This window comes from Paenibacillus sp. WC2504, from assembly GCF_052682475.1.
This window is the reverse complement of record NZ_JBQZFH010000001.1, coordinates 6,802,573-6,829,229: the sequence shown is the minus strand read 5'-3', so window position 1 is coordinate 6,829,229 and position 26,657 is coordinate 6,802,573. Positions and strand designations below refer to the sequence as shown.

Below are 26,657 nucleotides of genomic sequence, written 5' to 3'. Positions count from 1 at the left end.
TGTGAGGAGAGTTCTTTCAATGAGCGAAAATATTAGTCTGAAGGAAAAATTTTATGGTTGTATAGCGGGAACTTATGTGGGTGCTGCCATGGGCGCTCCTGTCGAGGGAATGAGCCATCAAGAGATTGAAGCGAAATACGGTGTTTTGAATACATTATTGCCCTATGAGCGTAATAACAACGGTTGGATACGTGAGGCAGGCACGACAGAAGACGGAGTGGAAAGACAAAAGCTTATGACGACAGCCATCCTTGCCAAGCAAGATCGTGTAAATGCGGAAGATATCCGCTCCATCTGGGTTAGGGACATTAAACCGAACGCAGGCGGAATGATCACGGAACCGTTTGAAAATACGCTGCTGGCGGTTGCCAAAAGCGGTATCCCTGCCCGGGACATCGGTAAATATTGCGATTATGCGGGATTAAGCAGTGCATCTGGCTCCTGTCAGCCGATCGGTTTAATTAATGCCGGCGATGTTCGCAATGCGGTTGCGGATGCCTTTGAAATCGGACAGCTGTACCAGACGTCCAAAAGCTACGCTGTCCGCTGGGCAGGCGTTTCCGCCGCAGCGATTGCTTCGGCTACCAAGCCAGGTGCAACCGTTGATAGCGTTATTGGCGACATTTTCAGATATTGCGATTATACCGATCTTGCGCTCAAAATTGATGGCAACAAGTATGGCTACCTTCGTGATAATGTCATACAGGAGCTGGACTCCGGCTTGAAACGTACTGCACACTGCAAGGATTTCGGCGAATTGAGAGAGGCCTTTGACAAAATTTATTACGGTTGTGGAGTTCCCTACTGCAACAGCTTTGCGAACGAAGCATTAACAAAGGCGATCTGCATTCTAAGATTAGTAAACGGAAACGCGTATGAAGCTATCCTTGCCGGCGTAAATATGGGAAGAGATACAGGGGCTGTTGCTGCAATTGCTGGTGGACTGGCTGGTGCGCTGAAAGGGGCAGGATCCATCTCTGCCGAATTAATTAAGCAGGTGGATGATGCAACAAGTTTGAATCCGTACACCAATAATGAAAGAACAATTCAGGAACAAGCGGATGGTTTGTATCGAGCCTTTCACGCAAGATTGCAAAAGATTAATACATTTACGGAAACAATGTTGGCTGTTTAAAGGGGGAAAGTTTCATTGACCAGGTTAAAAATAGGCATTATCGGTCTTGGCGAGGTCGCCCAAATTATCCATTTTCCCGTATTGGAATCTTTGTCCGAGAGGTATGAAATCGCTGCCATCTGCGACATTTCACCTAAGCTATTAGAGGTGATCGGGGATAGGTATCACGTGCCGAACCGCTATGTTGATGCTGCTGAAATGACGAGCCTTCCAGAGCTGGATGCCGTTCTCATCTGCAATAGTGATGAATATCATGCGGATTGTGTGATTGCCGCTCTCCAGAACAAAAAGCATGTGTTAATCGAAAAACCGATGTGCTTAACCTTGCAAGAAGCCGATGACATCATTCGTGTCCGGGATGAAATGGGCGTGAAGGTCATGGTCGGTTATATGAGAAGGTATGCCCCGGCATTCGTACAAATGGTTGAAGAAGTGAAGAAGCTGGATACAATCAACTATGTGAGGGTCCGCGATATTATTGGGGGAAATCATTTGTTTATCGATCAATCCAGCAAAGTCCACCGTTTTGATGATATCAGTGAGCATGCCAAATTAGACCGTGCCGATCGGGCGGCTAAATTGGTGAAGGATGCCATCGGCGAAGCCCCTGCGGATTTGCGTTCAGCCTATCGTTTGCTTTGCGGGCTAGGAAGCCATGATCTCTCCGCGATGCGGGAAGTGATCGGATTCCCCAAAAGGGTTGTTTCCGCTCGACAATGGAATAACGGCAGATTTATGAGCGCAATATTGGAATATGACGGATTTCATGTTACCTATGAAACGGGGATTGACCATATAAGACGTTTTGATGCGCACATTGAAGTTTGCGGCAACAACAAATCGCTGAAGGTACAGTACAATACGCCGTACATGCGTCATCTTCCTACAACACTGCAGGTGAACGAAACCAATGGGGAAGCGTATAGCGAAACGGTTGTTCGTCCTACCTTTAAGGATGCGTACACTTGTCAATTTGAATATTTTTACGATGTAGTCGTGAACGATGTTACGCCGAAAACAACGCCGGAGGATGCCAAAGAGGACTTGAAGCTATTTCAAATGCTGATTGAAGCTATGAGGGGAAATGAGCCAAACAGCTAGTTTTGTCGGCATCTCGCAAGGTAGTAAGGGAGGGAAGGCATTTGAAGATTGCCTTGGGAAGCGATCATTGCGGTTATGAATTGAAGGTAGCTCTGAAGCCGTTATTTGCTAAACTGGGCGTTGAAGTTACCGACTTCGGTTGTCATTCGGTTGAGCCGGTCGATTTTCCAGATGTGGCTAGAACCGTGTGCAACGCTGTGCGCGGTGGGGAGTTTCAGCGGGGAATCATGGTTTGCGGTACAGGCGTAGGTGCCGCGATTGCAGCGAATAAGGTTCCGGGCATTCGGGCTTCGGTATGCCATGATATTCATTCGGCGCATCAGTGTGTAGAGCATGATGATGTAAATATCATGTGCCTCGGTGCGCAGATCATCGGGCCTTGGCTGGCAGAGGATTTAGTCCGCTCGTTTTTGCAAGCCGAATTCCGTACAGATGAACATTTCCGGAGACGTGTAAATAAGCTTCATAGTTTGGAGCTAGAAGGCGCCAGAGAATTGCTGAACGGTAAATAAATAATCGCCGCCCCGGATTCTTTGAGCGGGCGGCGATTTTGCCTTTTCTTAAGCTAATGATTCCTTCACGACAGGCTCCGTCAATTTGTAACCAACATTGCGAATCGTCATGATATATTCCGGATTGCGGGCATTTTGTTCAATTTTATCGCGCAAATGGGAAATGTGCACATCGACGATTCGGGTATCGCCCAGGAAATGATAGTCCCAGACGCCATGAAGCAGCTGTTGTCTGCTTAGGACTTTACCGCGGTGTTTGCATAGGAATAGCAGTAATTCAAATTCTTTGGGTGTGAGTTCGATCGGTGCGCCGTTCATCGTAACTTCGCGTTGGTCCGCTTTGATGGAGATTTGGCCAATTGTAATCGGCGTGTTCTCGGATGCAGACGGCAAAGTTTGAATCCGACGATGAATAGCATGAATACGGGAAATAAGTTCTTGCGGCGAAAACGGCTTCGTCATGTAATCATCAGCCCCGTTATCGAGCCCCGCAATTTTATCCGTAAGGTCCTGCATAGCTGTGAGCATAATAATCGGAACGAGGTTATTTTGGTTTCTCAGTTTACGGCATACTTGAAAGCCGTCCATTTTCGGCAGCATAAGGTCTAGAACAATGAGGTCAGGTCGAAAAGTTTGAATCGCATCAAATACAGCTTCACCATCGAATACGCAATATACTTCGAAGCCCACGAGCTTCAGGTTGAACTCTATAAGCATTGAGATTGAAGGTTCGTCATCGACAACGAGGATCTTTTTTTTCAGCATTTAGGTTGACTCCTTTTATCGAGAAGGATAACTCTATTATGAGGGGGCTCTATCATCGACATATTAAGATAAAGTTAACCCTGTGTAAAATTGCAATCCGTGGGCGCATATAATAGGATAGAAGATGAGGTGAATTTGACAGAGATGGCTTTTCATATTGTACTAGTAGAACCCGAAATTCCTGCAAATACAGGAAACATATCAAGGACATGCGCGGCAACAGGCACGCATCTCCATTTGGTCAGGCCGCTGGGCTTTCAGACGGATGACAAGACGCTGAAGCGGGCAGGTTTGGATTATTGGCACTCCGTAAAACTCGAGTATCATGATTCATTTGACGAAGTGCTGGAGATGTATAAAGGGCATCGCTTCTTTTTTGCAACGACCAAGGCGAAAAAGCGTTACACAGAATTTACATTTCAGGATGGCGACTTTTTAGTTTTTGGCAAAGAGACGAAAGGTCTCCCCGAAGATCTTCTGCGTCAGCATCCGGAGACGCTGCTTCGACTTCCGATGTCGGATAACGTTCGGTCGCTCAATTTATCCAATTCGGTTGCCATTATGCTCTATGAGGCATTGCGGCAGACCGGTTTCGAGGGGCTTGACTAGTTGAACTAGATAGTAGTACGACAACATTATTTAGGTCTGTGTCGACAAAATTGACAATAAAAGAAATTTCGGCTTTTAATTAGAAGGAGTTTCTTGACCAACGGCGAATAGTATTCCCTATCAGTCCGTATAGATATGCTAAGCCAACACGCGAGCATAGAAAATGATAGCGGAAGAGAGGTGAAGTCCTATGATGAAACCAGCCGGAGTCGTTCGTAAAGTCGATCAATTGGGACGTATTGTTCTGCCTAAATCGTTACGTAAACGATATCAAATGAATGAAGGGGATCCTGTCGAGATTTTGGTACAGGGTGATCATATCATTTTGGAGAGATACCGCCCGAAATGCGTATTTTGCGGCAGTATGGAGAGCGTGAGTGAATTCAAAGAACGTTACATATGCAGCACTTGTGTAACAGAAATGAATGTACTTAAAGTGAGAGCCTAATAATGAAAAAAGCATCGTCTTTCCTTCAGGGAAAGAGGTGCTTTTTTTTCGTTTAGCCGAACGTAAAAAAGACCACCAGAATGATACATTCCGATGGTCTTTGGTAAACTTACAGGCCCTTAGTTTTGTCCTCGTTATAGGAAGCCGTCATCATAGCGACGAGAAATAGCACAAAAACGGAATTAACGAGCCAAAATGTTGCTGATAAGCCAAACATTGCTGCACCCCCTATAGGTTAAAGAACGTAAAAGCATATAGTTAAGGCTTATTATACCCAACCATCCTAAAAAAAGAAACGAATAAAGTGTGAATAATTTCAGTTATTTGAAAAATAAAAAGTTTGTAGCCAGCGGTCTCAGCTTCCCATCGGACGGGCGGTTAATGACGCTTCCACCCATGACTAGCGTAGTAGAACCGCCGCCATCCAGATTATAAGCGTCAACAATGCCTAACTGCTGCATCTTGTCCTGCAGCTCAGCAAGCGTTGCACCTGAGTTGCCGCTTTCGTCATAACCATCGGTCACGATAAACAACAGCTGGTCGTTCTTGTAATTGGCCATCACGGTTCGGGCAGCACGCGCCGGCGAGCTTTGCCACTGATACGGGATGGTCGCTTTGGCTCCGTTCTTGAGGAGCGTCGGAACGAAGGTCGAACCCATCAGCGGATTCAGCTTGTCCAGCTCAGCTTGGGAGCTGAACTTGCCGCCGATCAGCTGGCGGTCTTTATTCAATCCGATGAAAATCGTATCATTTTTCGTCGGGAAGAAGCCGTTTAAGTACTTGCCGTTCATCACCGTCGTATCGAGCGGGTAGCGTTTGCCTTTGCTGTCATCGGCAAAGCCTCCTGCGTTTACGCCGGCAATAGCGCCGTAGCGTGACACAGCTTCCAAAGTGGTCTCGCTGGAGCCCATTTTATCCTTGCCAAGAACAAGCTTAATGGCTTTATCGCTTTTGAGGTTTACTTTAAGCGCATAACCTTTGTAGTTATTTTCACTCAAAGCAAATAATTTCAAATCGATATTGCCCGATGAGGCTTGGCGAATGGGACTCCCAAGCTTCGCGGTAATCCGCGCATCATAGATGATGCCGGGCTTGGCTACTTGGGCTGTCGCGCTCTGAAGGGCCGCCGTGACTTCGGCTGTGCTTTTCTCGTAAAGTTCAAAATATTTCTGAATAATCGTCTTGGTTTGCGCAGCATCCGTCGTTGCTTTGGTCAGCAAGTTGTCAAGTGCAGACGATTCTTGCTGAAAGGAAACCGGAACTGCGGGTGCAGTTGACCATGGATGAATAGGGATACTCGCGGTAACGAAAAGCAGCCAAATCAACATGCCCACGAACGGAGCACAAGCCAGCAGAAAGACGCGATTGATACCTTGAATGGTCGTCATTATTTCAACACATCCAAGTTCTTCTGCAGCTCATCGAGCTTCTTCTTCACATCAGCCAGCTGGGTGTAAAGCTGGTTGCTATTATCGGTCTTGCTGTTGGCGCTGTCCTTCGTGAAGGCAAGCAGTTCATTCAAGGAGTCTACCTTGGTCTGTAAAGCTTTCATCTCTGTTGAAACGTTGTCTTTCAAGTCGGTCACTTGCTTCTGATAATCTTCCTGCACGACTTGCAATTGCTGCTGGGTTTGCTGTGCGATATCGGTTGCTATTTGTTGTCTTAAATGCTCTGTATACAGCATGGCTGCTGCCACTCCGATTGCGATCAGCATGACCCAACCAAGAAACAAGTAAACATACGTTTTTCTTCCAGCTTTTGTGGCTTTGGCCGCGCGAGGGAAGGAATTCGCCGTCGTTGTCTCGATTTGCATACTCATGATAATCACCTCTGTCTCCTAGTATAGCATATTCCCTATTTTATACAGAAATTTAGATGGAATTCGATGTTTTTCGATATTCATTGGGGGTAATCCCCTCTAATTTTTTGAAAACTTTGCTGAAATACTTCTCATCCTGATAACCGACCATTTCAGCCACTTGGGAAATCCGAAGATGCGGATTGCGCAGTAGAACCTTCGCTTTGCTCATGCGGATCTGGCCTAAATAATCCGAGAGGTTCACCTCGAACTCCTGCTTGAATTTGCGGGAAATATATTCGCGGCTCAGGAAAAAACGGCTCGCTATTTCCTGCAAAGTCACATCTTCGTGGTAATGATTTTGCAGGTATTCGGCAATTTCAAAAATAACATTTTTGTCCTTGTGCTGATTCTCAAGCAGCATTTTGGACATGTGCACGATACTCCGTGTAAGCTCCTGCTGCCACTGTGAAAGTGACAGAATCCCCTGTTCGTCAAGCGGCACAATGACGCTCGTTGGCTCATCCGCGAGCATCTCCTTGACTTTGTCCTCGCTAATGCCGGAGAAAAACTGCTGCACCCAGCGACGTTTCATGACAGTGTACTCGCGCCACCACAGATCGAGCTGTTCCAGCGTAATGACCTCGCTTAGCTTGACTGTGTCCATCCATTGCTGGATGGCATCCTCAATCTGCTCCATGCTCCCGCTGCGGATAGCCAGATTGATCTTCTCCTCATATTGGGTGAAGGTAGGTGCAGCTTGAGGGGATTTGGTAGGGTTCAACATGCTGTGAATCCAGGTATCCCTAGCTTTAAGGTTGCGTTTGCGAAGCGCATCACGCGCTTCTTGATAAGATAAAGTTACATCAGCTGGAAAAGCATGCAAGCGGCCGATTCCAAAATCAACGCGTGTGTGCAGGGTAGTGCGCATGCCTTCATTAATTTTTTCCAAAAACCCTTCAGCGCCGAGCAGATCCTTCCATAATAGAAGGACAATTTCCGTATCGCTGTGCCAATGGCGGAAAGCGTAGCCGCGGCCATCCGTCGTGAGAAATTCATTGCAAATATTGATGAGCGAGAAAAATAAGAGATCCATGTTCTGGCTGAACTTATTTTTCACACTGCGCTCCATGGTATCTAGCGATAAAATGGCAACCCGGCACTCGTTGATGTTCCGGGTCAACTGAAGCTCTTTGTCGAGCTGCTCAGCGGCGCTCTCATACGTGGAAGGCTCCGCGATGATACCGGAAAGAAGCTTGTCCCAATACATCGGCTTAATCGTATTCATTTCAATATTCAGCTCGCGATTGGTTTGACGAAGCTCCTCATCCTTGGTCCAAGCCTGGATCGCTTTATCCAGCGCTTCATTCAGCTGATCCGGATCAATGGGTTTCAGAATGTAGTCGGTTCCTCCATACTTCAAGGTATGGCGCAGTAAGGAGAAATCGTCATGACCGCTGATGACAATCGTTTTGGAGTTTGGAGCGTTCGCTTGCAGCCACTCCAGCAGCTTCACGCCGTTCATGATGGGCATCATCATGTCGGTCATAATGATTTCAGGTTGGTGCTGGACAATAAGCGCGGTGGCGGATTCACCGTCCGGCGCTTCCAATATGGTATCTATACCGTGCTGCTGCCAGTTCACAAGCAGCCGGATCGCATCGCGTACATGTTTCTCATCATCGACAAGTAAAACTTTCATCTGTTAACTCCCTTATTCATCGGGATATGGATGACGATTCTTAACCCCTGGGGCTGAGCATGTTCAATGTCAAGAGTAGCGTCATCCGTGAAATACAATTTGACTCTAGTTTGAACATTGCTAAGCCCAATGCAGGCCTCATCGCCCGTGGAGGGGGCATTCAGCCTGTTTCTAATCTCGCGTAAACGCTCCTCCGTAACGCCAATTCCATTATCCTCAACAATTAATTCTAAAAATTCATAGTCTTCCTCTGTCCGTTTGGATGCTTGGATGTGCAAGAGCCCATCTTCAGCTGCGCTTGGATTAAAACCATGTTTGAAATAATTTTCGACAAGCGGCTGAATAATCATCTTGGGCACCGAGATGGCCTTGGTGTCTTCCTCAATGTCATAGACGATCTGGAATTGATGTTCAAAGCGCTGCTTTTGCAGTTCCAGATACGCTTTAATATGCTCAAGTTCTTTGCCCAGAGGGACAACGGATTCATTCGTATTCATGCTGTAATGCATCATTTTGGCCAGGGAAGCGATTAAGGCATACACCTTGGGCGCATTGTGCTGCAGAGCGAGCGTACCGATAGATTGCAGCGCATTGTTCAGAAAATGCGGATTGATCTGAGCTTGCAGCGCCATAAGCTGATTGGACTTGTTCGCAAGCTCCAGACGGTATTCGCGCATGACCATTTGATTCAAATCCTGCATGAGGCCGTGGAACCGATTGGCTAGAATGCCCATTTCATCGGTGCGAGTCAATTCGATATCTTTATGCATATGGCCCAGTTGAACCTGACCGGCTTGAATGCGCGTGATATAACGGATCAATTGCTTGATCGGTTCTGTAAAACGAATGGAAATATAGATCGTTCCACCGATAACGATCAGCATGAAAAAAGTCAGGACAAGCGAGTTGATGAGTGTTAATTGCTTAGCGTTTTTGGTTAATTGATCATATGGAAGACGTTTGACAATCGTCCAGTCGACATAGTCCGTTTTCATTTTTTCGAAAACATTGATGCCGGCGTAAGGTCCTTTGCTCCATTCATACGAGCCCTTATCCAATGTGCTGTGAATCGCTTCATTACCCCAGCTGCCTTCAAGCCGCTGCCCCCATTTGGAAGGATCCGGACCGAAAACAATATAGCCCTCATTATCCAGAATGTACAATTCTTCTGTGTCATGTGTGTACAAGCTCTGGGAAATTTCCGATATCAGATCTAAATGAAGATCAATGATAAGTTCCCCAATCGATGTGTTATTCGGTGAGTACATCAGCTTGCGATGCATAGACAGGACCGGTGTTGGAGCAGAATACACGTTAATTGCAATATTGTAACTGTGATTCAAATGAGTGGTTTCAAAATAAACGGTTTTGCCTTCTGGAAAAGGACGCAAAAACTCATATTTCCCGGTTGTACTTCCTGTGAAATCGTTACTCGACAAGAAGGAGCGGTCGCTTACAGAAGCATACAAATAAACTTGTTTAAACTCTTTAACGGCATGCGACATGACCTGCAGCCCGCTTTTGATCACTTTATCACTCATATAATCGATATCCCGCTCACGTTCCAGAATATCGTATAATTGTCCGAGCTCTGACAAATGCTGACCTGTATAGATCGTCGTAGATGCTTGGACAACCCCATTTAAATAGTTTAATATATTCAATTTCGCTTGGGAGATGAGGGCCGAATTGTTGGTGATGGTATCTTCGGTGACTTTTTCCTTGGTGAATATATAGGAGACTACGATGGAGGTAATGAATGGAACGAGTGTGGCGATCAGCAGAAAAAGGATCAGTTTGTTGCGTATGCTGTGACGAAACATGTCGAATCAACTCGGTTTCTTCGTGGACTTTTCACCCTTTATTGTAGCAGTAGAGGTCAACAAATTCCACCTAATGCATCACGATTATCTGTGTTTCAGGAGGATAAAGGTATTTATACTATAGGTTATAGTTACCTAATCGTAAGGGGGAAATTCCCATGAAACAGAGCAAGGGGTTATCAGGACTATTACAGCAATGGGTGTTCATCGGACCTGCGTTCCTATTTTTCGCGCTCATTGTAGTGATTCCTTTTCTCATGAGCATTTATTATTCATTTACAGAGTGGAATGGTGTCACGACAAACGTGAAATTCAACGGTTTGGACAATTTCAAACACCTTCTATTTGATGACAAAGATTACCGCAACGCTTTCTGGTTCACAACGCGGATTACCGTAACGGATGTTATTCTAACGAATATTGTCGGATTCCTGTTGGCACTGCTGCTAACACAAGCGCTGAAAACGAGAAATGTGCTGCGCACCATTTTCTTCATGCCCAACGTCATCGGCGGACTTCTGCTGGGGTTCATCTGGCAGTTTATTTTCGTCAAAGGCTTCGGAACACTGGGTGAATTGACGAACTGGAGCTTTTTCCAACTGCCTTGGCTGGGCGACGCGCCTACCGCTTTCTGGGCGATTGCGATCGTTAGTATTTGGCAGGGTGCGGGCTACTTAATGATCATCTATATTGCGGCGCTTTCCAATGTGCCCAAAGATATGATCGAGGCGGCCTATATTGATGGAGCAACCCGTTTCCAAGTACTTAGAAGTATTATTGTTCCGCTCATTATGCCGGCAGTTACGGTATGTCTATTCCTGACGATTTCGTGGAACTTCAAAATGTTCGACTTGAACTTCTCCTTGACCAAAGGCGGACCGTTCAACTCCACGGAATCCGTATCGATCAATATTTATCAAGAAGCGTTCCGCAATAACAACTATGGCTTAGGAACAGCGAAAGCATTAGTGTTCTTCATCGTAGTGGCCATTATTTCGACCATCCAAGTCATGTATACGAAACGCAAGGAGGTTGAAGTGTAATGGAAACAGTCAAAAAATATTCCGGACGGTTATTCACGCTTGAAGTGCTGGGTATCCTGATCGCTCTGCTCTTTCTAGTTCCGTTCTACTTTGTTATTGTCAACTCGCTCAAAACTTTCCCGGAGCTCGCTGCCAGTACGGCAAAGCTGCCGCAAACGTTGTATTTCGATAATTACAAAAAAGTATGGACGATCATGAAATTCCCTAGCGCTTTCATGAACTCGTTAATCATTACGGTTTTCAGCAATATCGGGCTAGTCGTGATTAGCTCCATGGCTGCTTACCGCATGGTACGGAAGCCAAGTAAATTCAACAATCTTATTTTCTTGGCCTTCGTTGCGGCGATGGTCATTCCGTTTCAGTCCATTATGATCCCGCTGGTTCGTGTAGCGAGTGGAGTTGGACTGATGGACAGCAAGATAGGTTTGATTATTTGTTACTTTGGTTTCGGTGTATCCCTTAACGTTTTCTTGTTCCACGGTTTTATCAAATCGATTCCGCTCGAAATCGAAGAGTCGGCCACGGTGGACGGCTGCTCGCCCTATGGCGTGTTCTGGCGTATCGTGTTCCCGTTGTTAAAACCGATGTCTACGACGGTCGTGATTTTGAACAGTTTATGGATCTGGAACGATTATTTGCTGCCGTCTCTCGTGCTGAACAGTCCAGAGCTGCGAACAATACCTTTAGCGACGTTCTCCTTCTTTGGTCAATATACGAAGCAATGGGATTTGGCTTTGGCGGGTCTAACTCTCGGCGTTCTACCGATCGTTATTTTCTTCCTGGCCATGCAGAAGCATATCGTTGAAGGAATCACAGCAGGTTCCGTAAAAGGGTGACATTTTTGTTAGGAAGTTCAAAATCTTCCACCTTTATGTTCAATATCCTCTGTGTTAAGGGTTCAAGAAAGTGTTTACAATAAACCATGTAAGCTGATGACGAGGGAATGAACGGCCTGTTATCAGGGTAAGCTGAGTAAACAAAAAAAGGGAGGCTTCACCTCAATGAAAAAATTAACGATGGTCAGTATGGCTGCATTACTCACACTTTCTGTGGTTGCAGCTGGCTGTGGTAAAAAAGAAGAGACACCTGCGCCTGCTGCTTCAGCCGGGACATCAGCATCAGCGACACCTGCTGCGGCTGGTAAACCTGTAACCATTAAAATGTTCCAGTTCAAAGTAGAAATTGCTGATCAATTGGGTAAATTGGTAGCTGAATATCAAAAGCTGAATCCAAATGTGAAAATTCAAATTGATACGGTAGGCGGCGGCGCAGATTACGGCGCAGCTTTGCTGGCGAAGTTCAACTCCGGCGACAAACCGGACATTTTCAACAATGGCGGCTTCTCGGATCTGGACAAATGGATCGACAACTTGGAAGATCTCTCCGATCAACCTTGGGTTAGTGACCTTGTAGACGTGGCGAAAGAGCCCATGACCAAAAATGGTAAACTATACGGCCAACCGCTGAACCTTGAAGGCTACGGCTTCCAATACAATAAAGATTTGTTCGCGAAAGCTGGTATTACAGAGCTTCCAAAAACAATTACACAATTGGAAGATGCCGCTAAAAAGCTGCAAGCTCAAGGGATTACACCTTTTGAAACCGGATATGGCGAGTGGTGGGTACTGGGTAATCACTTCGTAAACCTTCCTTTTGCTTATCAGAAAGATCCGAATGCTTTCATCGACGGTTTGAACAAAGGAACAGCGAAAATTCCGGGTAATGAGCAATTTAATCAATGGGTAAATTTATTTGATCTTCAATTGAAATATGGTAACAAAAACCCGCTGCAAACAGACTACAACACGCAAGTAACTGATTTTGCAACCGGCAAAGCGGCTATGACACAGCAAGGTAACTGGACACAAGTCCAAATTTCCAAAACGAACCCGGACATTAAAGTTGGCTTCTTGCCAATGCCGATCAACGATGATGCTGCATCGAACGACAAATTGTTTGTTGGTGTTCCGAACAACTGGGTAATCAACAAAAACTCCGCTGTGAAAGACGAAGCGAAGAAATTCCTGAACTGGATGGTAACATCCGATGTGGGTAAAAAGTATATCACAGACGAGTTCAAATTCATCCCGGCTTTCAAATCCATTCCTGCTGACGAGAAAGTACTTGGACCATTGGCGGCAGACATTATTTCCTACAGCAAAGCTGGTAAAACATTGAGCTGGAACTGGTTCAAATTCCCTGGCGGCGAAGCATCCAGTAAAAAATTCGGCGATATTATGCAAGGTTATGTCGCGAAGAAGTATACGAAGGACCAAATGCTTGATGAATTCCAGAAAACATGGGATAGCTTGAAGAAGTAATACGATATTGGATAGAAATAGAGCCTCAGCGCCAAAGCTGGGGCTTTTTGCCGTTTAACAGAAGGATGGGGGGGCTGTTACAATAAGGAAGACTGAGGAGCGGGGGGCTACGATGGATTTACGATTCAAGACTTGGTTACAAAGCAGGGGAAACTCCTTGCCGCAAGAGAAAAGATTAACGCGAGAAGCGATTATTTCGCTCATTATCCATTCTACTTTTCAATTCGGCGCTTCGATGTCGGGTGTGTTTCTGAACTTATATCTATGGCGTTTAACACACAGCGTAGCCGTGAATGGAACTTACAACATTATCGTTTACATTTTGACACCGATTGGGTTCGCCCTTGGCGGCTGGATGATCAAAAAGAAAGACAGAATGGTCTCGTACCGCTTAGGCATCATGCTGATCGGTTTATTTTACTTGAGTGTGATTATTGCGCAAGAAGCGCTTGTGAAATATTATGTAGCGTTCGCCATTTTCAATGGTCTCGCCGCTGCTTTTTACTGGGTAGGTTATCTGACGCTTATGTACGATGTTTCAACCGAGCAGAATCGTATTCGCTATCTTGCCTACAATATGATTTTCTTCACGATGGCTTCTCTGGCAGGACCGGCGCTTGCCGGGTTTATTATTCGATTAAAAGAGGGCTTAAGCGGCTATACCATCGTTTTTGGTATTGCTTTTTGTATGTTTCTACTTGCTGCCTTGATATCTATGAAAATAAAAGCTTCGAGCGGACATCATCGCGTGTACTATTTAAAATGGACTGGGCTCATTATGAAAAAAAACCGAGACTGGCTGAAGGCATTGCTTGGTTTTTTCGGTATGGGCTTACTCCAAGGCACGATGTTATTCCTTCCGAACATTCTCTTGTTTCAAGTCATGCCGCGGGAAGATATTGTAGGTTATCTAGGCGTGCTTTACTCCAGCTTAAGCATAGCCATGGGCATGTTTATTTCCAAATATGCGCAGGGCAGCAAATCTCGTTTGTATCTAGCGATTTCCACGATAGGGTATTTGGTAGGTGTGTCGCTTTTATTAGGAAGCATTACTATTTGGACTGTCGTAGGATTTATGATTTTATACTCAGTCTTTTCGCCGCTGCAAGGCAATACCATGACGGGTTACTACTACGGGCTAATCGCCAAATTGCCGCTTAAGGGCGAATTGAAAGTCGAAAGCGTTGTCGTTCGAGAGCTTTTTCTAAATGTAGGGCGTGTTATTTCCATTTTTTGCTTCATTACATTTGGCAGTGATTTGGAAGGCGGGATGATTCCGTGGATTCTGATGATCGCCTCTCTCACGCAATTCGCTTTGGTCTGGTCCATTAAGAATCGTTAACAAGAGCATGAAAGCACCCTTGCCCGGTTATCCTAGGGATAGATGATAGGAGAAGAGGGACTTCAGGTTATGGAACAGTATGACAGTATAATTGTTGGCGGAGGCATTGCCGGACTTCAGGCGGGTATTCAGCTTGGCAGATATGAACACCGCGTTCTCGTGATTGATGCCGGTTATGGCAGGTCGACCTTGTGCAAAAGTTATCACAACCTTCTGGGTTGGCCAGATGGTGTTTCAGGAGAAGAGCTTCGGAGACTGGGAAGGCTGCAGGCCGAGAGGTTGGGGGTAGCTTTTGCCCAGGATGAAGTTGTACAAGCAGTGAATAAAGGAAAGCCGGGCGACGGCTTTGAGTTATGGGGGAAGTCTGGTCAAGGATATGAAGCGCCGACGCTGCTGCTAGCTACAGGCTTGATGGATCGCATACCTGACATTCCAGGGTTAAAGCCCTGCCTCGGATTAACGATTTATGTCTGCCCGGATTGTGATGGGTATGAAATAAGAAATAAAGCGACGATTGTGATGGGGTCGGGTGATGTCGGAGCGGCCATGGCACTGAAACTCAGCCTTCGCACGGACAAGCTGACTTACGTTAACCATGGCTTGTGCGCTGTAAAAGGCAGTAATCTGGAAGAGCTTAAGAAAAAAGGGATCACTTACATAGCGGATGATATTCAAGAGGTACTTGGACAGGAAAATGGGCTTTTTGGCGGCCTTGTGACCGTAAATGGGAAGCGTCTGGAAGCGGAGCGCGGATTCATTGCTTTTGGTGGAAATGAAGTGAAGTCGGATCTGGCTCGTCAGCTAGGTGCGGAACGATTGGAAAATCGCCACATCATGACAGATGCCCGTTCCAAAATGACCAGTGTGCCGTTCCTCTGGGCCGCTGGTGATGTAGGTGTTCACGCGGAGCAGGTAACGATTGCGATGGGCGAGGGCGCACAAGCCGCGATCTGGATGAACAAAGTGCTGCTCATGTTAAAAGAAGAAGCGAACGCTCATAAAGTGGTCGTTCGCTCTTAAGGAATTCTTAGGGTGCTTCCGCAGGAGAAAAAGCGGTCGTTACGTGAACGTAGTCTGCCAAAGCTTTTTCACCAAGCGGAGTAATGTGATAGATGCCGCGGCTTTGGCGAACGAACCAGCGATAGTAGTTTTTTTGGAGCAGGGAACTGACGGCTTTGTTATTCGTCAGTTCCCGCAGCTTCCGCGGACTGAGTGGTCCATGCTCACGCATCAAATAGGCGCAATGCAGCGATTTCTCACGGTAAGCGGTCATTAGCTTTTGCTTGGAGCTGCCCCCTACGTTGTAGTCGCCGCTGCGTTCATGGAATTCATTGACGACCCGTAAAGCCGCTCTTTTGTTATGGCGTAATGTATAAGGCGTAGGCTCGCAGACGAGATCGACTGCGGGTTTTTTGCGTTTGTAGAATTGTACGGTTAAGACGCCAAGCCCCAGCATGCGGCAGAGACGCCGGATGTCCTCCCACTCCAAGCGATGTGGAGCTTTCCCTTTATTAGGTAATTCGAAAGCGACATACACTTGCTCCGTTAGACGAAGGCGGTCGATACCTTGCACAAGGAGCGGGATGTTGAAGCTTTTTTTGAGCTCTACGACGATGGGGGGCTCATCCCCGCGAATGGCGACTAGGTCACAATGTTTCACTTCTCCGCGAACGGCATAGCCGCGCTCTTCGAAATATTGTTTCACCGGAGCATAGAGCTCCGTTTCGGTTTGAATGGGCATGATGGCTATTCTCCTCCTACTTGCGATGAAGGCAGTGTGTATCATTATAGCATAGGTTTTGTTAAAATAGGGGAAGAAGTACTTGTACGTACATCTTGAGAGACGTGATGGAGTAGGAGATTCAGGGAAGCTTAAGTTCAAGTGATGGAGTAGGAGATTCGAGGAAGCTGAAGTTCGAGTGATGGCGTTTGGTTTGAAGATGGAGAGGGGATGTTGGGGAATGAGTGAGGTTTTGGATACATGGCTTGGTCGTACGATTGATTGCGCTTGTGGTCAGAAGCATGAAGTTCCGATTCGACGCATCGTGATTGAGCGAGATGCGCTGGGGCAGGTGGCCGGTTATGTGAAAGAAGCCGGGTATCGTGAAGTCACGCTTGTCGCGGACGAAAAGACGTATCAAGCGGCGGGCGTGAAGCTGCGCGGGCTGCTGGAAGCCGCGCAAGTCAAGGTCAGCATCAGCGTGATCCGTGAGAATGCGATGGGAGAAGTTGCCGCCGATGAGGAAGCGATCGTCCAGCTGCTGCTGGACACGCCATTATCATCGGAGGTTCTGATTGCCGTGGGGGCGGGGACCCTGCACGACATCGTGCGCTTCGTCGGTCACCGCACGAAGCGGCCTTTCTTCTCTGTGCCGACAGCGCCATCCGTCGACGGCTTCGCTTCGGTCGGCGCACCGCTCATCGTGCGCGGCTTCAAAACGACGATTCCGGCGAGCTCACCGGAAGCGATTTTTGCCGATCTCGCGCTGCTCGCGGAAGCGCCGCAAGCGATGATCGCAGCCGGCCTCGGCGACATGCTCGGCAAGCATACCTCGCTTGCTGACTGGTCGCTTGGCCGCGTGCTGCTTGACGAGCACTACTGCGAGCTGAGCGCGCAGTTGACGCTGGAAGCCGTGGAGCTATGCACGGCTCACTTGGACGAGATCGCGCAGCGCACGAATCTCGGCATGTTAAAGCTAATGGAAGGCCTGCTGTTGTCCGGCCTTTCCATGCTCTTGGTCGGCCACTCGCGGCCGGCCTCCGGAGCCGAGCACCATCTCTCCCACTATTGGGAGATGGTGCTTCTGCAGCAGCGCCGCCGGGCGCTGCTGCACGGCGCGAAGGTCGGCGTCGCGACCGTGATGATGGCGCAGCGCTATGCGTCGCTGCGGGACATCACGGCCGCTGAGGCGGCTACGCGCCTAGCGCAAAGCCAGGCCCCAAGCCGGGAGGCGGATGCGGAGCGCATCCGCGGGGCCTATGGGGCCATGGCTGAGCAAGTCATCGCCGAGAATTTCCCGGCGGATGGCGGTGTTGTTGACAGCGAGGCGCTGAAAGCGCGCATCGCTTCGAGGTGGGGCGATGTGCAAGCCATCGCCCGAGCGGTCCCTGCACCCGAGCAGCTGGCTGCTTGGCTCGGGGATGTGCAGGGACCGGTTGCGCCGGAGCAGCTCGGCGTGGAGCCGGAGCTGGTGGAGGCGTCACTGCGGGATGCGCTGTTTGTGCGCAACCGGTTTACGGTTTTGCGTTTACTGCGACTGCTGTAAACGATGTTTGGGACGCCCGGGGAGTTTTGTTTGCTCCTTCGGGCGTCTTTTTGTTGTGTTCCAGCGGAGCCTGGGAGCTCCATTGGATGAATTCCAATGAGAGGGCGGATAGGACGGCTAAAATAGCAATCTCATTGGACTAAATCCAATGAGGTGATCGAATTTAGCTTGAAATGGGCTGTTTTGAAGGAGGCGCATTGGATTTCTTCCAATATAAGGTGGAAAATATGGCTTAAAAGGGTACTTTCATTGGATTTCATCCAATGCAGAGCGAGGGATGCTAGTTAAGAAGCAAAAGTAGAAGTAACAAAGCAAGTATCTAGAGAAACAGTGGTAGTAGTAGGGTGAGTAGGTAGCTAAAAAAGTAGAAGCAGCAGAGCAACTGTCTACAAAAAAACTAAGACCGTCAGACTGAGCGTCTGAACGGTCTTTTTTATAATGCCGCAAGAGTGAAAAGTGTAAAAAATCACAACCTCGCTAAATTTTTGCCATCCCTTTAATTCAGATTGTTTTCTATACTTGTAGCGTATGCAGGATTGGATGATGGTGAGGAGGAGCAAAAGCACAATGAAATTCAATAACGGGAAAGTTAATGAGATACAAATTGCTTATATTGGTGGGGGCTCCATGTATTGGGCCAAAAATCTCATTGCGGATCTTGCGCTGGACGAACAATTGTCAGGGACGATTCGGTTGTATGATCTTGACTACGACAAAGCCAAAAATAACGAAAAATTGGGCAATTCGGTTTCTGATTATGCCGAAACGAAGTCCAGATGGACCTATAAGGCTTATCCGACGCTGAAGGAAGCGCTAAGTGGTTGTGATTTTGTGTTCATTTCGATTCTTCCCGGAACGTTCAAGGAGATGGCCTCCGATGTGCATGAACCGGAAAAATACGGCATTTACCAAGCGGTAGGTGATACGACCGGACCTGGAGGGCTGGTTAGAGCGCTGCGGACGATTCCGATGTACGTGGAAATTGCACAAGCCATCGAGCGTTTTTCGCCGGATGCTTGGGTGTTTAATTATACGAATCCGATGACGCTTTGTACGAGAACGTTATACGAAGTGTTTCCTGGCATTAAGGCGCTCGGTTGCTGCCATGAAATTTTTGGTACGCAAGGATTACTGATTCGCATGCTGCGTGACATGGAAGGGATAGAGGGCGTGCACCGGGATGAAGTGAAAGTGAATGTGCTGGGCATTAATCATTTTACTTGGATCGATCAAGCCACTTATCAAAATATCGATCTGCTTCCGATGTATCGGAAGTTTGTAGATAAGTATTACGAGACGGGTTTCGAGCATAACAAAGATGCCTGGATGACGAACACGTACACGGCCGCTAACCGAGTGAAGTTTGATTTGTTCCGTCGTTATGGGATTATTGCGGCGGCAGGCGATCGCCATCTGGCAGAATTTATGCCTCCTTGGTACATGAAGGACCCGGATACGGTTCGCTACTGGAAGTTTGGCTTGACGACGGTCGAAAGCCGTGTGGAGAAGCACATTGCGACGGAGCTTTTTTACCGCAAGCTGCTTAGTGGAGAAGAGAAGCTGCCGCTGAAGGCATCGGGTGAGGAAGAAGTTAGACAGCTCAAAGGATTAATTGGTCTTCAACCCTTTGTTACGAATGTCAACGTTCCGAATGTGGGTCAAATGAAGGGGATACCGCTCGAAGCGGTTGTGGAGACGAATGCTTATTTCTCAGCGAACAGTCTGCGCCCTGTTTATGCAGGAGAGCTTCCGCCAGCCGTGCATAATCTGGTGCTGCAGCACACGGTGAATCAAGAACTAATTTTGAAGGCTGCTCTACAAAAGGATAAGGCGTTAGCGTTCAATGCTTTTGTGAATGACCCGCTTGTGAACATCGATGTGAATCAGGCGGAGATGTTGTTCGAGCAGATGCTGCAAAATACGAAATCGTATTTGCCGGGATGGAACATCTAATGGCGGCCCGATCATGAAAGCAGCAGAAGCCTACAGCGATTCCGTCACGGTCGATCCGCAGGATCACAAGGCGGTCCGCCGCATGATTTTTAAACTTGCCGGACCCTCTTTGGCGGAGATGCTGCTCATTAACCTGACACAAATGGTGATGATGATTCTGGTGGGCCATTTAGGAGGGGTTGCGGTTGCCGCTGTTGGATTAACAAGCCAGCCTTATATGCTAATGACCGTCCTTTTTGCGGCGCTGAATACAGGCACAACGGTCATTGTTGCCCGTTCCACAGGAGCAGGCAATAGGGGGGAGGCGAACCGGGCTGCCGGCCAATCGCTCATGCTCGGCTCTGTGCTCGCCGTTCTGATTGTTGCACTTGGCATCTTATTTTCGGAGGAGATGCTCCGAATGATGGGGGCTAGCCCTGAGGTTGTTCACTATGGGCTGAACTATGCCCGGCTGATGTTTCTATCCATTGGATTTTCCTCCATCTCGTCCGCTTTGTCCGCTATTCTACGCGGGGCTGGAGACACCCGGACGCCAATGAAAATTAATGTGTTGTCGGGGTGTTTGTCCATATCCCTGGGGTTTGTGTTGATTTACGGCCATTTAGGCCTGCCGGAAATGGGAGTTGCTGGAGCAGCTATCGCCACTTTGGCGGTTCAGGCTATGGCGATGATCGCCTTCTTAGTCGTTATGTTCAGTGGGAAATTTGCGGTGCGGATTGGCTGGGCGGAGGTAAGCCGTCTGGATAAAAGCATGATTTACCGTATGTTGAGAATCGGGATCCCCTCAAGCCTTGAGCAGCTCATTATGCGTCTGGGAATTATGACGTTTGTCAAAATATGCGCAGGACTTGGAACGGTTGCGGTTGCCGCCTCGCAAATTGTGACGAGTATTATCGGAATCTCGTTTATGCCCGGGGCTGCTTTTGCCATAGCGGCTTCTACGTTGGTAGGGCAAACGCTTGGCGTCGGCAAACCCGACCTTGCTGAACGGTATGTCTGGCAAATTCGGAAGTACGGCATGCTCTTAGGCGGTGTCATGGGGGCGGTGTTTATCTTGTTTGCCCCCTCCATTTTTAGGCTGTATACAAATGACGCCACCATTATCCGCGAAGGGGCATGGGCGCTTCGGATCGTTGGTTTTATTCAAATTTCCCAAATCTCTCAGTTCATTCTTGGCGGAGCTTTGCGGGGAGCTGGAGATACGCGATTTCCATTGTACTCGACTTTGATTGGTGTTTGGGGCGTGCGGGTCATGCTCAGTTATTTATTTGTTTATATCTTTTCGTGGGGGATGTTCGGCTTATGGAGTGCTGTTGCCTGCGATCAGTTTCTACGGTCAAATCTCATTTATTTCAGGTTTAAACGGATGGTTTGGAAACATGTAAAGATTTAATGGCACAAGAAAGGAGCTTCAGGATATGGGAATTGTGTACGATCCGAATTCGCAAACCTTCCATCTTCAAGGGAAGTCGATCAGTTACATCATGCAGTTGGTTAAATCCAAATATCTTGCTCACGTCCACTTTGGACGCCGGGTGCGGGGAAGCAATCTTGGCGGGCTGCTCGCCATGCGGCGCCGCTGCTCATTTTCGCCGTCTACGGATCCGGATGATTTAACGCTGTCGCTCGATACGCTGCCGCAGGAATTTCCGGCGTATGGGGGCAGTGATTTTCGTGTACCTGCCTATCAGGTGCAGATGGAAGACGGGACGACCGTCAGTGAGCTTATTTATGAGTCTCATCGGATATATGCGGGTAAACCGCAGCTGGAGGGCTTGCCGGCTACTTATGTGGAAGAGGACGGCGAAGCGGAGAGTCTCGATATCGTTTTGACAGATGCCGCGATCGGTTTGCAAGCCATTCTGACGTATACGGTCTTTCGAGATCATGATGCGGTTGCCAGATCCGTTCGATACATCAATACGGGAAACCGTTCGATGAAGCTGCTCAGAGCGTTGAGTTTCGGCCTCGACATCTCGCATTCCGAGTTCGATATGCTCCATTTGTCCGGAACCTGGGCGCGCGAGCGCCATATCGAAAGACGCCCTCTGGCAACGGGGGGATCTGTGATTGAGAGTCGGAGGGGGAGTAGCAGCCATTCGCTCAATCCGTTTATGGCCCTGCTCTCGAAGCAGGCGGATGAAGATCAAGGAGAAGCCTATGGCTTTAGTCTTGTATATAGCGGAAGTTTTGTTGCGCAAGCAGAGGTAGATCCTTATGGAACAACCCGTGTTGTCATGGGGATTAATGCCTTTGACTTCTCCTGGCTGTTAGAACCGGGGCAAGCTTTCCAATCGCCTGAGGCGGTTCTTGTATTTTCAGCAGAAGGTCTTGGCGGCATGTCGCGCATTTACCATAAGCTGTACCGCACGCGACTATGCCGAGGGGAGTTTCGGGATCGTCACAGACCGATTCTCATCAACAACTGGGAAGCAACCTACTTCAATTTCAACGCGGATAAAATCGAAGAGCTTGCGGTCGTTGGAAAACAGCTCGGTTTAGAGCTGCTAGTCCTTGACGACGGGTGGTTCGGCAAAAGGGACAATGACAAAAGCTCGCTCGGAGATTGGTTCGTCGATCTGGGCAAGCTGCCTAAGGGTCTGCCGGATTTGGTTAGCCGTGTGAACCGGCAGGAACTGGCGTTCGGTCTGTGGTTTGAGCCGGAAATGGTGTCACCGGACAGCGACTTGTATCGCGCACATCCCGATTGGTGTCTACACGTGCCGGGTCGGCGCAGGACAGAGGCGAGACAGCAGCTGATTCTGGATTATTCGCGCCAAGATGTGAGGGATTACATCGTAACTGTCATAACGGATATACTGGCCAGCAGTCCGATCGCCTATGTTAAATGGGACATGAACCGCAATATGACGGAAATCGGTTCAGCTCTGCTCCCTCCGGAGCGGCAGCGGGAGACGGCCCACCGCTATATGCTTGGGCTCTACGAAGTGTTGGAGCGGATCACGTCCAGATTTCCGAACGTGTTGTTCGAAAGCTGCTCCGGCGGCGGCGGGCGGTTCGACCCAGGTATGCTTTACTACATGCCGCAGACGTGGACGAGTGATAACACGGATGCGGTGGAGCGGCTAAAAATCCAATATGGCACAAGTATTGTGTATCCAATCAGCGCTATGGGGGCGCATGTTTCTACGATCCCGAATCATCAAGTCCATCGCACGACTCCTCTGGATATGCGGGGACATGCCGCCATGTCGGGCAATTTCGGCTATGAGCTGGATTTGACCACGTTTACGGAGGAGGAAAAAGAAGCTGTAAAGCGGCAGGTTGCGCTCTATAAGCAGCTGCGTCCGCTGATTCAATTCGGGGAATTTTACCGGTTGAGCAGTCCATTCCAAGGTGTAGACGCGGCTTGGATGTTCGTGTCGGAGGATCAGAAAGAAGCGCTTGTCGCTTATTTCCAAGTGCTGGCTGAGCCCAATGCTCCGCTGAAGAAGCTGCGTCTGAAGGGCTTGGAAGCAGGCGCCAATTATCTTTTGTATGATGCGGATGCTCCTGATGAGACTGGAGCTACGTGTTTTGGCGGAGACGATTTAATGCATGTTGGTTTGCAATTACCGATCTGGAAAGGCGATTTTCGAAGTCGCCTTTACCGTTTGAAAATGGAGGGGTAACGATGATAAAGCTGCGTTTGAGCGAGCTGCGGGATACCAAAAGCGGACACATTTTGCAAGATGTTTTGCCAGGGGATTACTTATCTTCAGGGGGTCTTTCATTTGCCAAACGAGGTGAGCGCAGTCACACCAATGATGGACCGGATGGCAGAGACTATCATATCCATGGGGATTGTGAGGCGTTCATCATTTTGCAGGGGAGCGGAACCATGGAGATTAACGGGGAGCATACGCCGGTTACAACGGGGGACATCGTGATTGTTGAGCCAGGCGAAGATCATCATCTCAATTCGAGTGAAGACGATCCGATTGTGACCGTATGGTGCCATGCAGGCTTGAACCGCCATAAGAATCAACAGCAGGAGGAGTCCGTATGAACCGGCAAATCACGACGGCTGCCCATACCTTTACGTTAGATGGAGCGAGTGATCCGTTCACGGTGTCCCTTGCAGCTGAGAAGCTGCAAGAGGGCCTCGATCTAATCACGCTGCGTCTGGATGCGGAAGAAGCGGCAGTTCCCCCTGTTTTAACGATCAATTGGTCCCATCCCGCATGTGACATTCAGGCCAGCTGGCATCCGGCGCAAGACCGTAATAAAAGCTTTAAGGCGGACTGGATGCGCACATTGCGCTCGAACGCAGCGGCCTCGGCCCCTGTTTATGCGCTGTTTAACGGTCTTGGCCACAATCGGCTTACATTCGCGTATTCGGATGCGCTGAATACCGTTCATTACTCGGGAGGCATTAGCGAGGAGAAAGCGGACTTCCATTGCCGGGTCCAATTATTTGCGGAGACGACAGCTCCCTTTTGTTCGTATGAGGCCAAACTTCTCGTGGACACAAGAGATGTTCCTTACTACGAAAGCTTACAAGGCGTGCAGGAGTGGTGGAGCTCAATGCCGGAGTACCGACCTGCCTTCGTCCCAGCCGCTGCCAAAGAACCGATGTACTCAACTTGGTACAGCATGCACCAGAATGTAACGGACGAACAGATTGAACAGCAGTGCCAGATTGCCAAAAAGCTCGGGATGGAAGCCGTCATCGTTGACGATGGCTGGCAGACGGAGGATAACCGCAGAGGGTATGCCTACTGTGGCGATTGGGAGACATACGCGGGGAAATTTCCCGATATGAAGCGGCATGTGGATGCGGTTCATCGTCTAGGTATGAAATTTATTCTATGGTACTCTGTGCCGTTTATCGGTAAATACAGTCGTGTGTGGGATCAATTCAAGGATAAAATTTTGCGCTTTAATGAGAATCATGGCGCTGCCGTGCTTGACCCGAGATACCCGGATGTCCGTGAGTATATCATTCATAAATATGAAGAAGCGGTGAAAGAATGGGACTTGGACGGATTCAAGCTGGATTTCATCGATACGTTTTATTCGCCGGAGCTGCAGCTCCCTTCAACTGTTGAAGGGAAGGATTATGAGTCGATTCCGGCGGCTGTTGACCGTCTCTTGACGGATTCGATCGGCAGGCTGAGAGAGCTGAAACCCGATATCATGATTGAGTTTCGCCAAATGTATATTGGGCCGGCGATGCGCAAGTACGGCAATATGTTCCGTGCGTCGGATTGTCCGAATGATAGCATTCAGAACCGGGTGCGGACGATTGATATTCGACTGATTTGCGGAAATACGGCGGCTCATGCGGATATGATCATGTGGCATCCGGAGGAGCCGGTGGAAAGCGCCGCACTCCAGCTGATTAACTGCTTGTTCTCCGTCCCTCAAGTTTCTGTCCTTCTGGATAAATTGCCGTCCGACCATTTGGCGATGCTGGGCTATTGGCTTGCTTTTTGGAAAGAGAACCGGGATCTGCTTCTGGCCGGCAGCATGGAGCCGATGAATCCGGAATTGTTATATCCACTTGTACGTTCTGTTAAAGGTGATAAAGGGATTGTTGTCGCTTACCATGACAGCATTGTGTCTATTCCAGCTGCGAGATCTGTGTCGAAGTGGATAGTGGTGAACGGCAGAAGGCAGGATGGACTGTACCTTGAGGTATCAGAACCGGTTGAGGCAGCGAAAGTGGTCATTACATCGTGCACGGGTGAGATTGTTGAGGAAAGGTACGCGCAGTTTACGGCAGGTATTCATAAGCTGGCGATTCCAGCTTCCGGCCTGGCAACCCTCTACCTTTCATAATCACTCTATTCAACTCGTACCTATTAGGAGGTTTCATTCATGAACTATTTGGCAGACGAACTACGATATACCAAAATGGCTTATCATCAGACGGGAAAAAGCGGACTTAAGCTGCCGCCGATCTCATTCGGCTTATGGCATAACTTTGGCGGCGTAGATACGTTCGAGAGCAGCAGGGCACTCTCGCGTCACGCCTTTGATTTGGGGATTACGCATTTCGATCTTGCGAATAATTATGGTCCGCCGGCAGGTTCTGCGGAAGAAACGTTTGGGAAGATTATGAAAAAGGATCTGCACCCCTACCGCGATGAGTTGATCATCGCCACGAAGGCCGGCTATCGTATGTGGGATGGCCCATATGGAGAACGTGGTTCGCGGAAAAGCATGCTGGCGAGCCTTGATCAGAGCCTGAAACGTCTGGGCATGGATTATGTCGATATTTATTATTCGCACCGGTTTGATGCCGAAACGCCGCTTGAAGAAACGATGGGCGCTTTGGATCAAGCGGTACGCCAAGGGAAAGCGCTGTATGTTGGGGTATCCAACTATAATGCAGAGCAGACGGAACGGGCAGCGAGTATTTTGAAAAGCCTGGGAACTCCGTTCGTGATCCACCAAGTACACTATTCCATGTTCGAAAGAAGGCTGGAACAAGGCTTACAGGATGTGCTGGCCCAAGAGGGCATCGGTTCGATCGCTTACAGCCCGCTGGCTAGAGGACTGCTCACCGATCGTTATTTGGAGAACATTCCGGCCGACTCGCGTGCCGCCGGAGGCAGTGTGTTTCTGCGGCCTGAAGACATCACCGAAGAGAAAATTGCGAAATCGCGCCGATTGAACGTGATAGCGCAGGAACGGGGACAAAGCTTGGCCCAAATGGCCCTGGCGTGGGTTCTTCGCAAGGGGCACGTGACTTCCGCTTTAATCGGGGCAAGCAAAGTGCAGCAGTTGGATGATAATGTGGCGGCTTTGAACCAGCTTCATTTTACAGAGGAAGAATTGGCTTTGATTGATCAAATTCTTGCAGGTTAATAGATTCGAATTTCGTAGCAGCA

The 26,657-nt window shown here is 48.5% G+C and carries 23 protein-coding genes; 17 read left to right on the top strand and 6 right to left on the bottom strand.

Going from position 1 to position 26,657, the window contains the following annotated elements; translation table 11 throughout:
* Window positions 1-19: 19 nt before the first annotated feature.
* Genes ACUN27_RS30855 through ACUN27_RS30845 form a run of 3 tightly spaced genes read left to right on the top strand, consistent with a single transcriptional unit; the run spans window position 20 to window position 2,748 of the window.
* Window positions 20-1,135, top strand: coding sequence for an ADP-ribosylglycohydrolase family protein (locus ACUN27_RS30855; protein ID WP_445560173.1), 1,116 nt, complete (start codon window positions 20-22; stop codon window positions 1,133-1,135).
* 15 nt (window positions 1,136-1,150) lie between these two features.
* The gene (locus ACUN27_RS30850) at window positions 1,151-2,236 is read left to right on the top strand and encodes a Gfo/Idh/MocA family oxidoreductase (protein WP_445560172.1); all 1,086 of its coding nucleotides are present in this window, start codon (window positions 1,151-1,153) and stop codon (window positions 2,234-2,236) included.
* Window positions 2,237-2,277: 41 nt separating this feature from the next.
* Window positions 2,278-2,748: an RpiB/LacA/LacB family sugar-phosphate isomerase gene (locus ACUN27_RS30845; RefSeq protein ID WP_315953398.1), complete on the top strand. Its 471-nt coding sequence runs from the start codon at window positions 2,278-2,280 to the stop codon at window positions 2,746-2,748.
* Window positions 2,749-2,796: 48 nt separating this feature from the next.
* On the opposite strand, the gene ACUN27_RS30840 is transcribed toward ACUN27_RS30845, so the two are convergent.
* Complete coding sequence (locus ACUN27_RS30840) at window positions 2,797-3,513, bottom strand: response regulator transcription factor (RefSeq protein ID WP_127457576.1); 717 nt, start codon at window positions 3,511-3,513, stop codon at window positions 2,797-2,799.
* Between the two features lie 144 nt (window positions 3,514-3,657).
* Between ACUN27_RS30840 and trmL the strand changes: the two genes are divergently transcribed.
* Entirely contained in the window at window positions 3,658-4,122 is a 465-nt protein-coding gene (trmL, locus tag ACUN27_RS30835; protein ID WP_127457615.1) for a tRNA (uridine(34)/cytosine(34)/5-carboxymethylaminomethyluridine(34)-2'-O)-methyltransferase TrmL, read from the top strand.
* Window positions 4,123-4,315: 193 nt separating this feature from the next.
* On the top strand, window positions 4,316-4,570 hold the full coding sequence (locus ACUN27_RS30830; protein ID WP_127457616.1) for an AbrB/MazE/SpoVT family DNA-binding domain-containing protein: 255 nt from the start codon (window positions 4,316-4,318) through the stop codon (window positions 4,568-4,570).
* A 320-nt stretch (window positions 4,571-4,890) separates the two neighbouring features.
* On the opposite strand, the gene ACUN27_RS30825 is transcribed toward ACUN27_RS30830, so the two are convergent.
* Genes ACUN27_RS30825 through ACUN27_RS30810 form a run of 4 tightly spaced genes read right to left on the bottom strand, consistent with a single transcriptional unit; the run spans window position 4,891 to window position 9,893 of the window.
* Entirely contained in the window at window positions 4,891-5,958 is a 1,068-nt protein-coding gene (locus tag ACUN27_RS30825; protein ID WP_315953400.1) for a phosphodiester glycosidase family protein, read from the bottom strand.
* A complete protein-coding gene (locus ACUN27_RS30820; RefSeq protein ID WP_157319491.1) occupies window positions 5,958-6,389 on the bottom strand; it encodes a hypothetical protein in 432 nt (143 codons plus the stop codon). The genes ACUN27_RS30825 and ACUN27_RS30820 overlap by 1 nt, the downstream gene beginning before the upstream one ends.
* Before the next feature lie 52 nt (window positions 6,390-6,441).
* The gene (locus ACUN27_RS30815) at window positions 6,442-8,070 is read right to left on the bottom strand and encodes a response regulator (protein ID WP_326061838.1); all 1,629 of its coding nucleotides are present in this window, start codon (window positions 8,068-8,070) and stop codon (window positions 6,442-6,444) included.
* Complete coding sequence (locus ACUN27_RS30810; protein ID WP_315953402.1) at window positions 8,067-9,893, bottom strand: cache domain-containing sensor histidine kinase; 1,827 nt, start codon at window positions 9,891-9,893, stop codon at window positions 8,067-8,069. The genes ACUN27_RS30815 and ACUN27_RS30810 overlap by 4 nt, the downstream gene beginning before the upstream one ends.
* A 158-nt stretch (window positions 9,894-10,051) precedes the next feature.
* Between ACUN27_RS30810 and ACUN27_RS30805 the strand changes: the two genes are divergently transcribed.
* From ACUN27_RS30805 to ACUN27_RS30785, 5 genes are all read left to right on the top strand, one after another.
* The gene (locus ACUN27_RS30805) at window positions 10,052-10,936 is read left to right on the top strand and encodes a carbohydrate ABC transporter permease (RefSeq protein ID WP_445560171.1); all 885 of its coding nucleotides are present in this window, start codon (window positions 10,052-10,054) and stop codon (window positions 10,934-10,936) included.
* Complete coding sequence (locus tag ACUN27_RS30800) at window positions 10,936-11,772, top strand: carbohydrate ABC transporter permease (RefSeq protein ID WP_315953404.1); 837 nt, start codon at window positions 10,936-10,938, stop codon at window positions 11,770-11,772. The genes ACUN27_RS30805 and ACUN27_RS30800 overlap by 1 nt, the downstream gene beginning before the upstream one ends.
* 165 nt (window positions 11,773-11,937) lie before the next feature.
* The gene (locus tag ACUN27_RS30795; protein WP_315953405.1) at window positions 11,938-13,257 is read left to right on the top strand and encodes an ABC transporter substrate-binding protein; all 1,320 of its coding nucleotides are present in this window, start codon (window positions 11,938-11,940) and stop codon (window positions 13,255-13,257) included.
* Window positions 13,258-13,369: 112 nt separating this feature from the next.
* Complete coding sequence (locus ACUN27_RS30790) at window positions 13,370-14,599, top strand: MFS transporter (RefSeq protein WP_315953406.1); 1,230 nt, start codon at window positions 13,370-13,372, stop codon at window positions 14,597-14,599.
* Window positions 14,600-14,668: 69 nt separating this feature from the next.
* Window positions 14,669-15,619 carry an NAD(P)/FAD-dependent oxidoreductase gene (locus tag ACUN27_RS30785; protein ID WP_379173648.1) on the top strand — a complete coding sequence of 317 codons (951 nt, stop codon included), beginning with the start codon at window positions 14,669-14,671 and terminating at the stop codon, window positions 15,617-15,619.
* A 7-nt stretch (window positions 15,620-15,626) separates the two neighbouring features.
* Here ACUN27_RS30785 and ACUN27_RS30780 read toward each other — a convergent pair whose 3' ends face one another.
* Complete coding sequence (locus ACUN27_RS30780; protein WP_445560170.1) at window positions 15,627-16,340, bottom strand: DUF2161 domain-containing phosphodiesterase; 714 nt, start codon at window positions 16,338-16,340, stop codon at window positions 15,627-15,629.
* A 220-nt stretch (window positions 16,341-16,560) separates the two neighbouring features.
* On the opposite strand from ACUN27_RS30780, the gene ACUN27_RS30775 reads away from it, so the two are divergent.
* The 7 genes from ACUN27_RS30775 (at window position 16,561) to ACUN27_RS30745 (ending at window position 26,634) form a co-directional block, all read left to right on the top strand.
* Window positions 16,561-17,865 (top strand): sn-glycerol-1-phosphate dehydrogenase, encoded by a 1,305-nt coding sequence (locus ACUN27_RS30775; protein ID WP_445560169.1) that lies wholly within the window; start codon window positions 16,561-16,563, stop codon window positions 17,863-17,865.
* A 567-nt stretch (window positions 17,866-18,432) separates the two neighbouring features.
* The gene (locus ACUN27_RS30770; RefSeq protein WP_445560168.1) at window positions 18,433-19,818 is read left to right on the top strand and encodes a family 4 glycosyl hydrolase; all 1,386 of its coding nucleotides are present in this window, start codon (window positions 18,433-18,435) and stop codon (window positions 19,816-19,818) included.
* Window positions 19,819-19,831: 13 nt separating this feature from the next.
* The gene (locus ACUN27_RS30765) at window positions 19,832-21,211 is read left to right on the top strand and encodes an MATE family efflux transporter (protein WP_445560167.1); all 1,380 of its coding nucleotides are present in this window, start codon (window positions 19,832-19,834) and stop codon (window positions 21,209-21,211) included.
* 25 nt (window positions 21,212-21,236) lie between these two features.
* Window positions 21,237-23,450, top strand: a complete 2,214-nt coding sequence (locus ACUN27_RS30760) for an alpha-galactosidase (RefSeq protein WP_445560166.1) — start codon at window positions 21,237-21,239, stop codon at window positions 23,448-23,450.
* 2 nt (window positions 23,451-23,452) lie between these two features.
* A complete protein-coding gene (locus ACUN27_RS30755) occupies window positions 23,453-23,827 on the top strand; it encodes a cupin domain-containing protein (protein WP_315953413.1) in 375 nt (124 codons plus the stop codon).
* Window positions 23,824-25,602 (top strand): glycoside hydrolase family 36 protein, encoded by a 1,779-nt coding sequence (locus ACUN27_RS30750; RefSeq protein WP_445560165.1) that lies wholly within the window; start codon window positions 23,824-23,826, stop codon window positions 25,600-25,602. The genes ACUN27_RS30755 and ACUN27_RS30750 overlap by 4 nt, the downstream gene beginning before the upstream one ends.
* A gap of 39 nt (window positions 25,603-25,641) precedes the next feature.
* Entirely contained in the window at window positions 25,642-26,634 is a 993-nt protein-coding gene (locus tag ACUN27_RS30745; RefSeq protein WP_326061847.1) for an aldo/keto reductase, read from the top strand.
* Window positions 26,635-26,657: the final 23 nt, after the last annotated feature.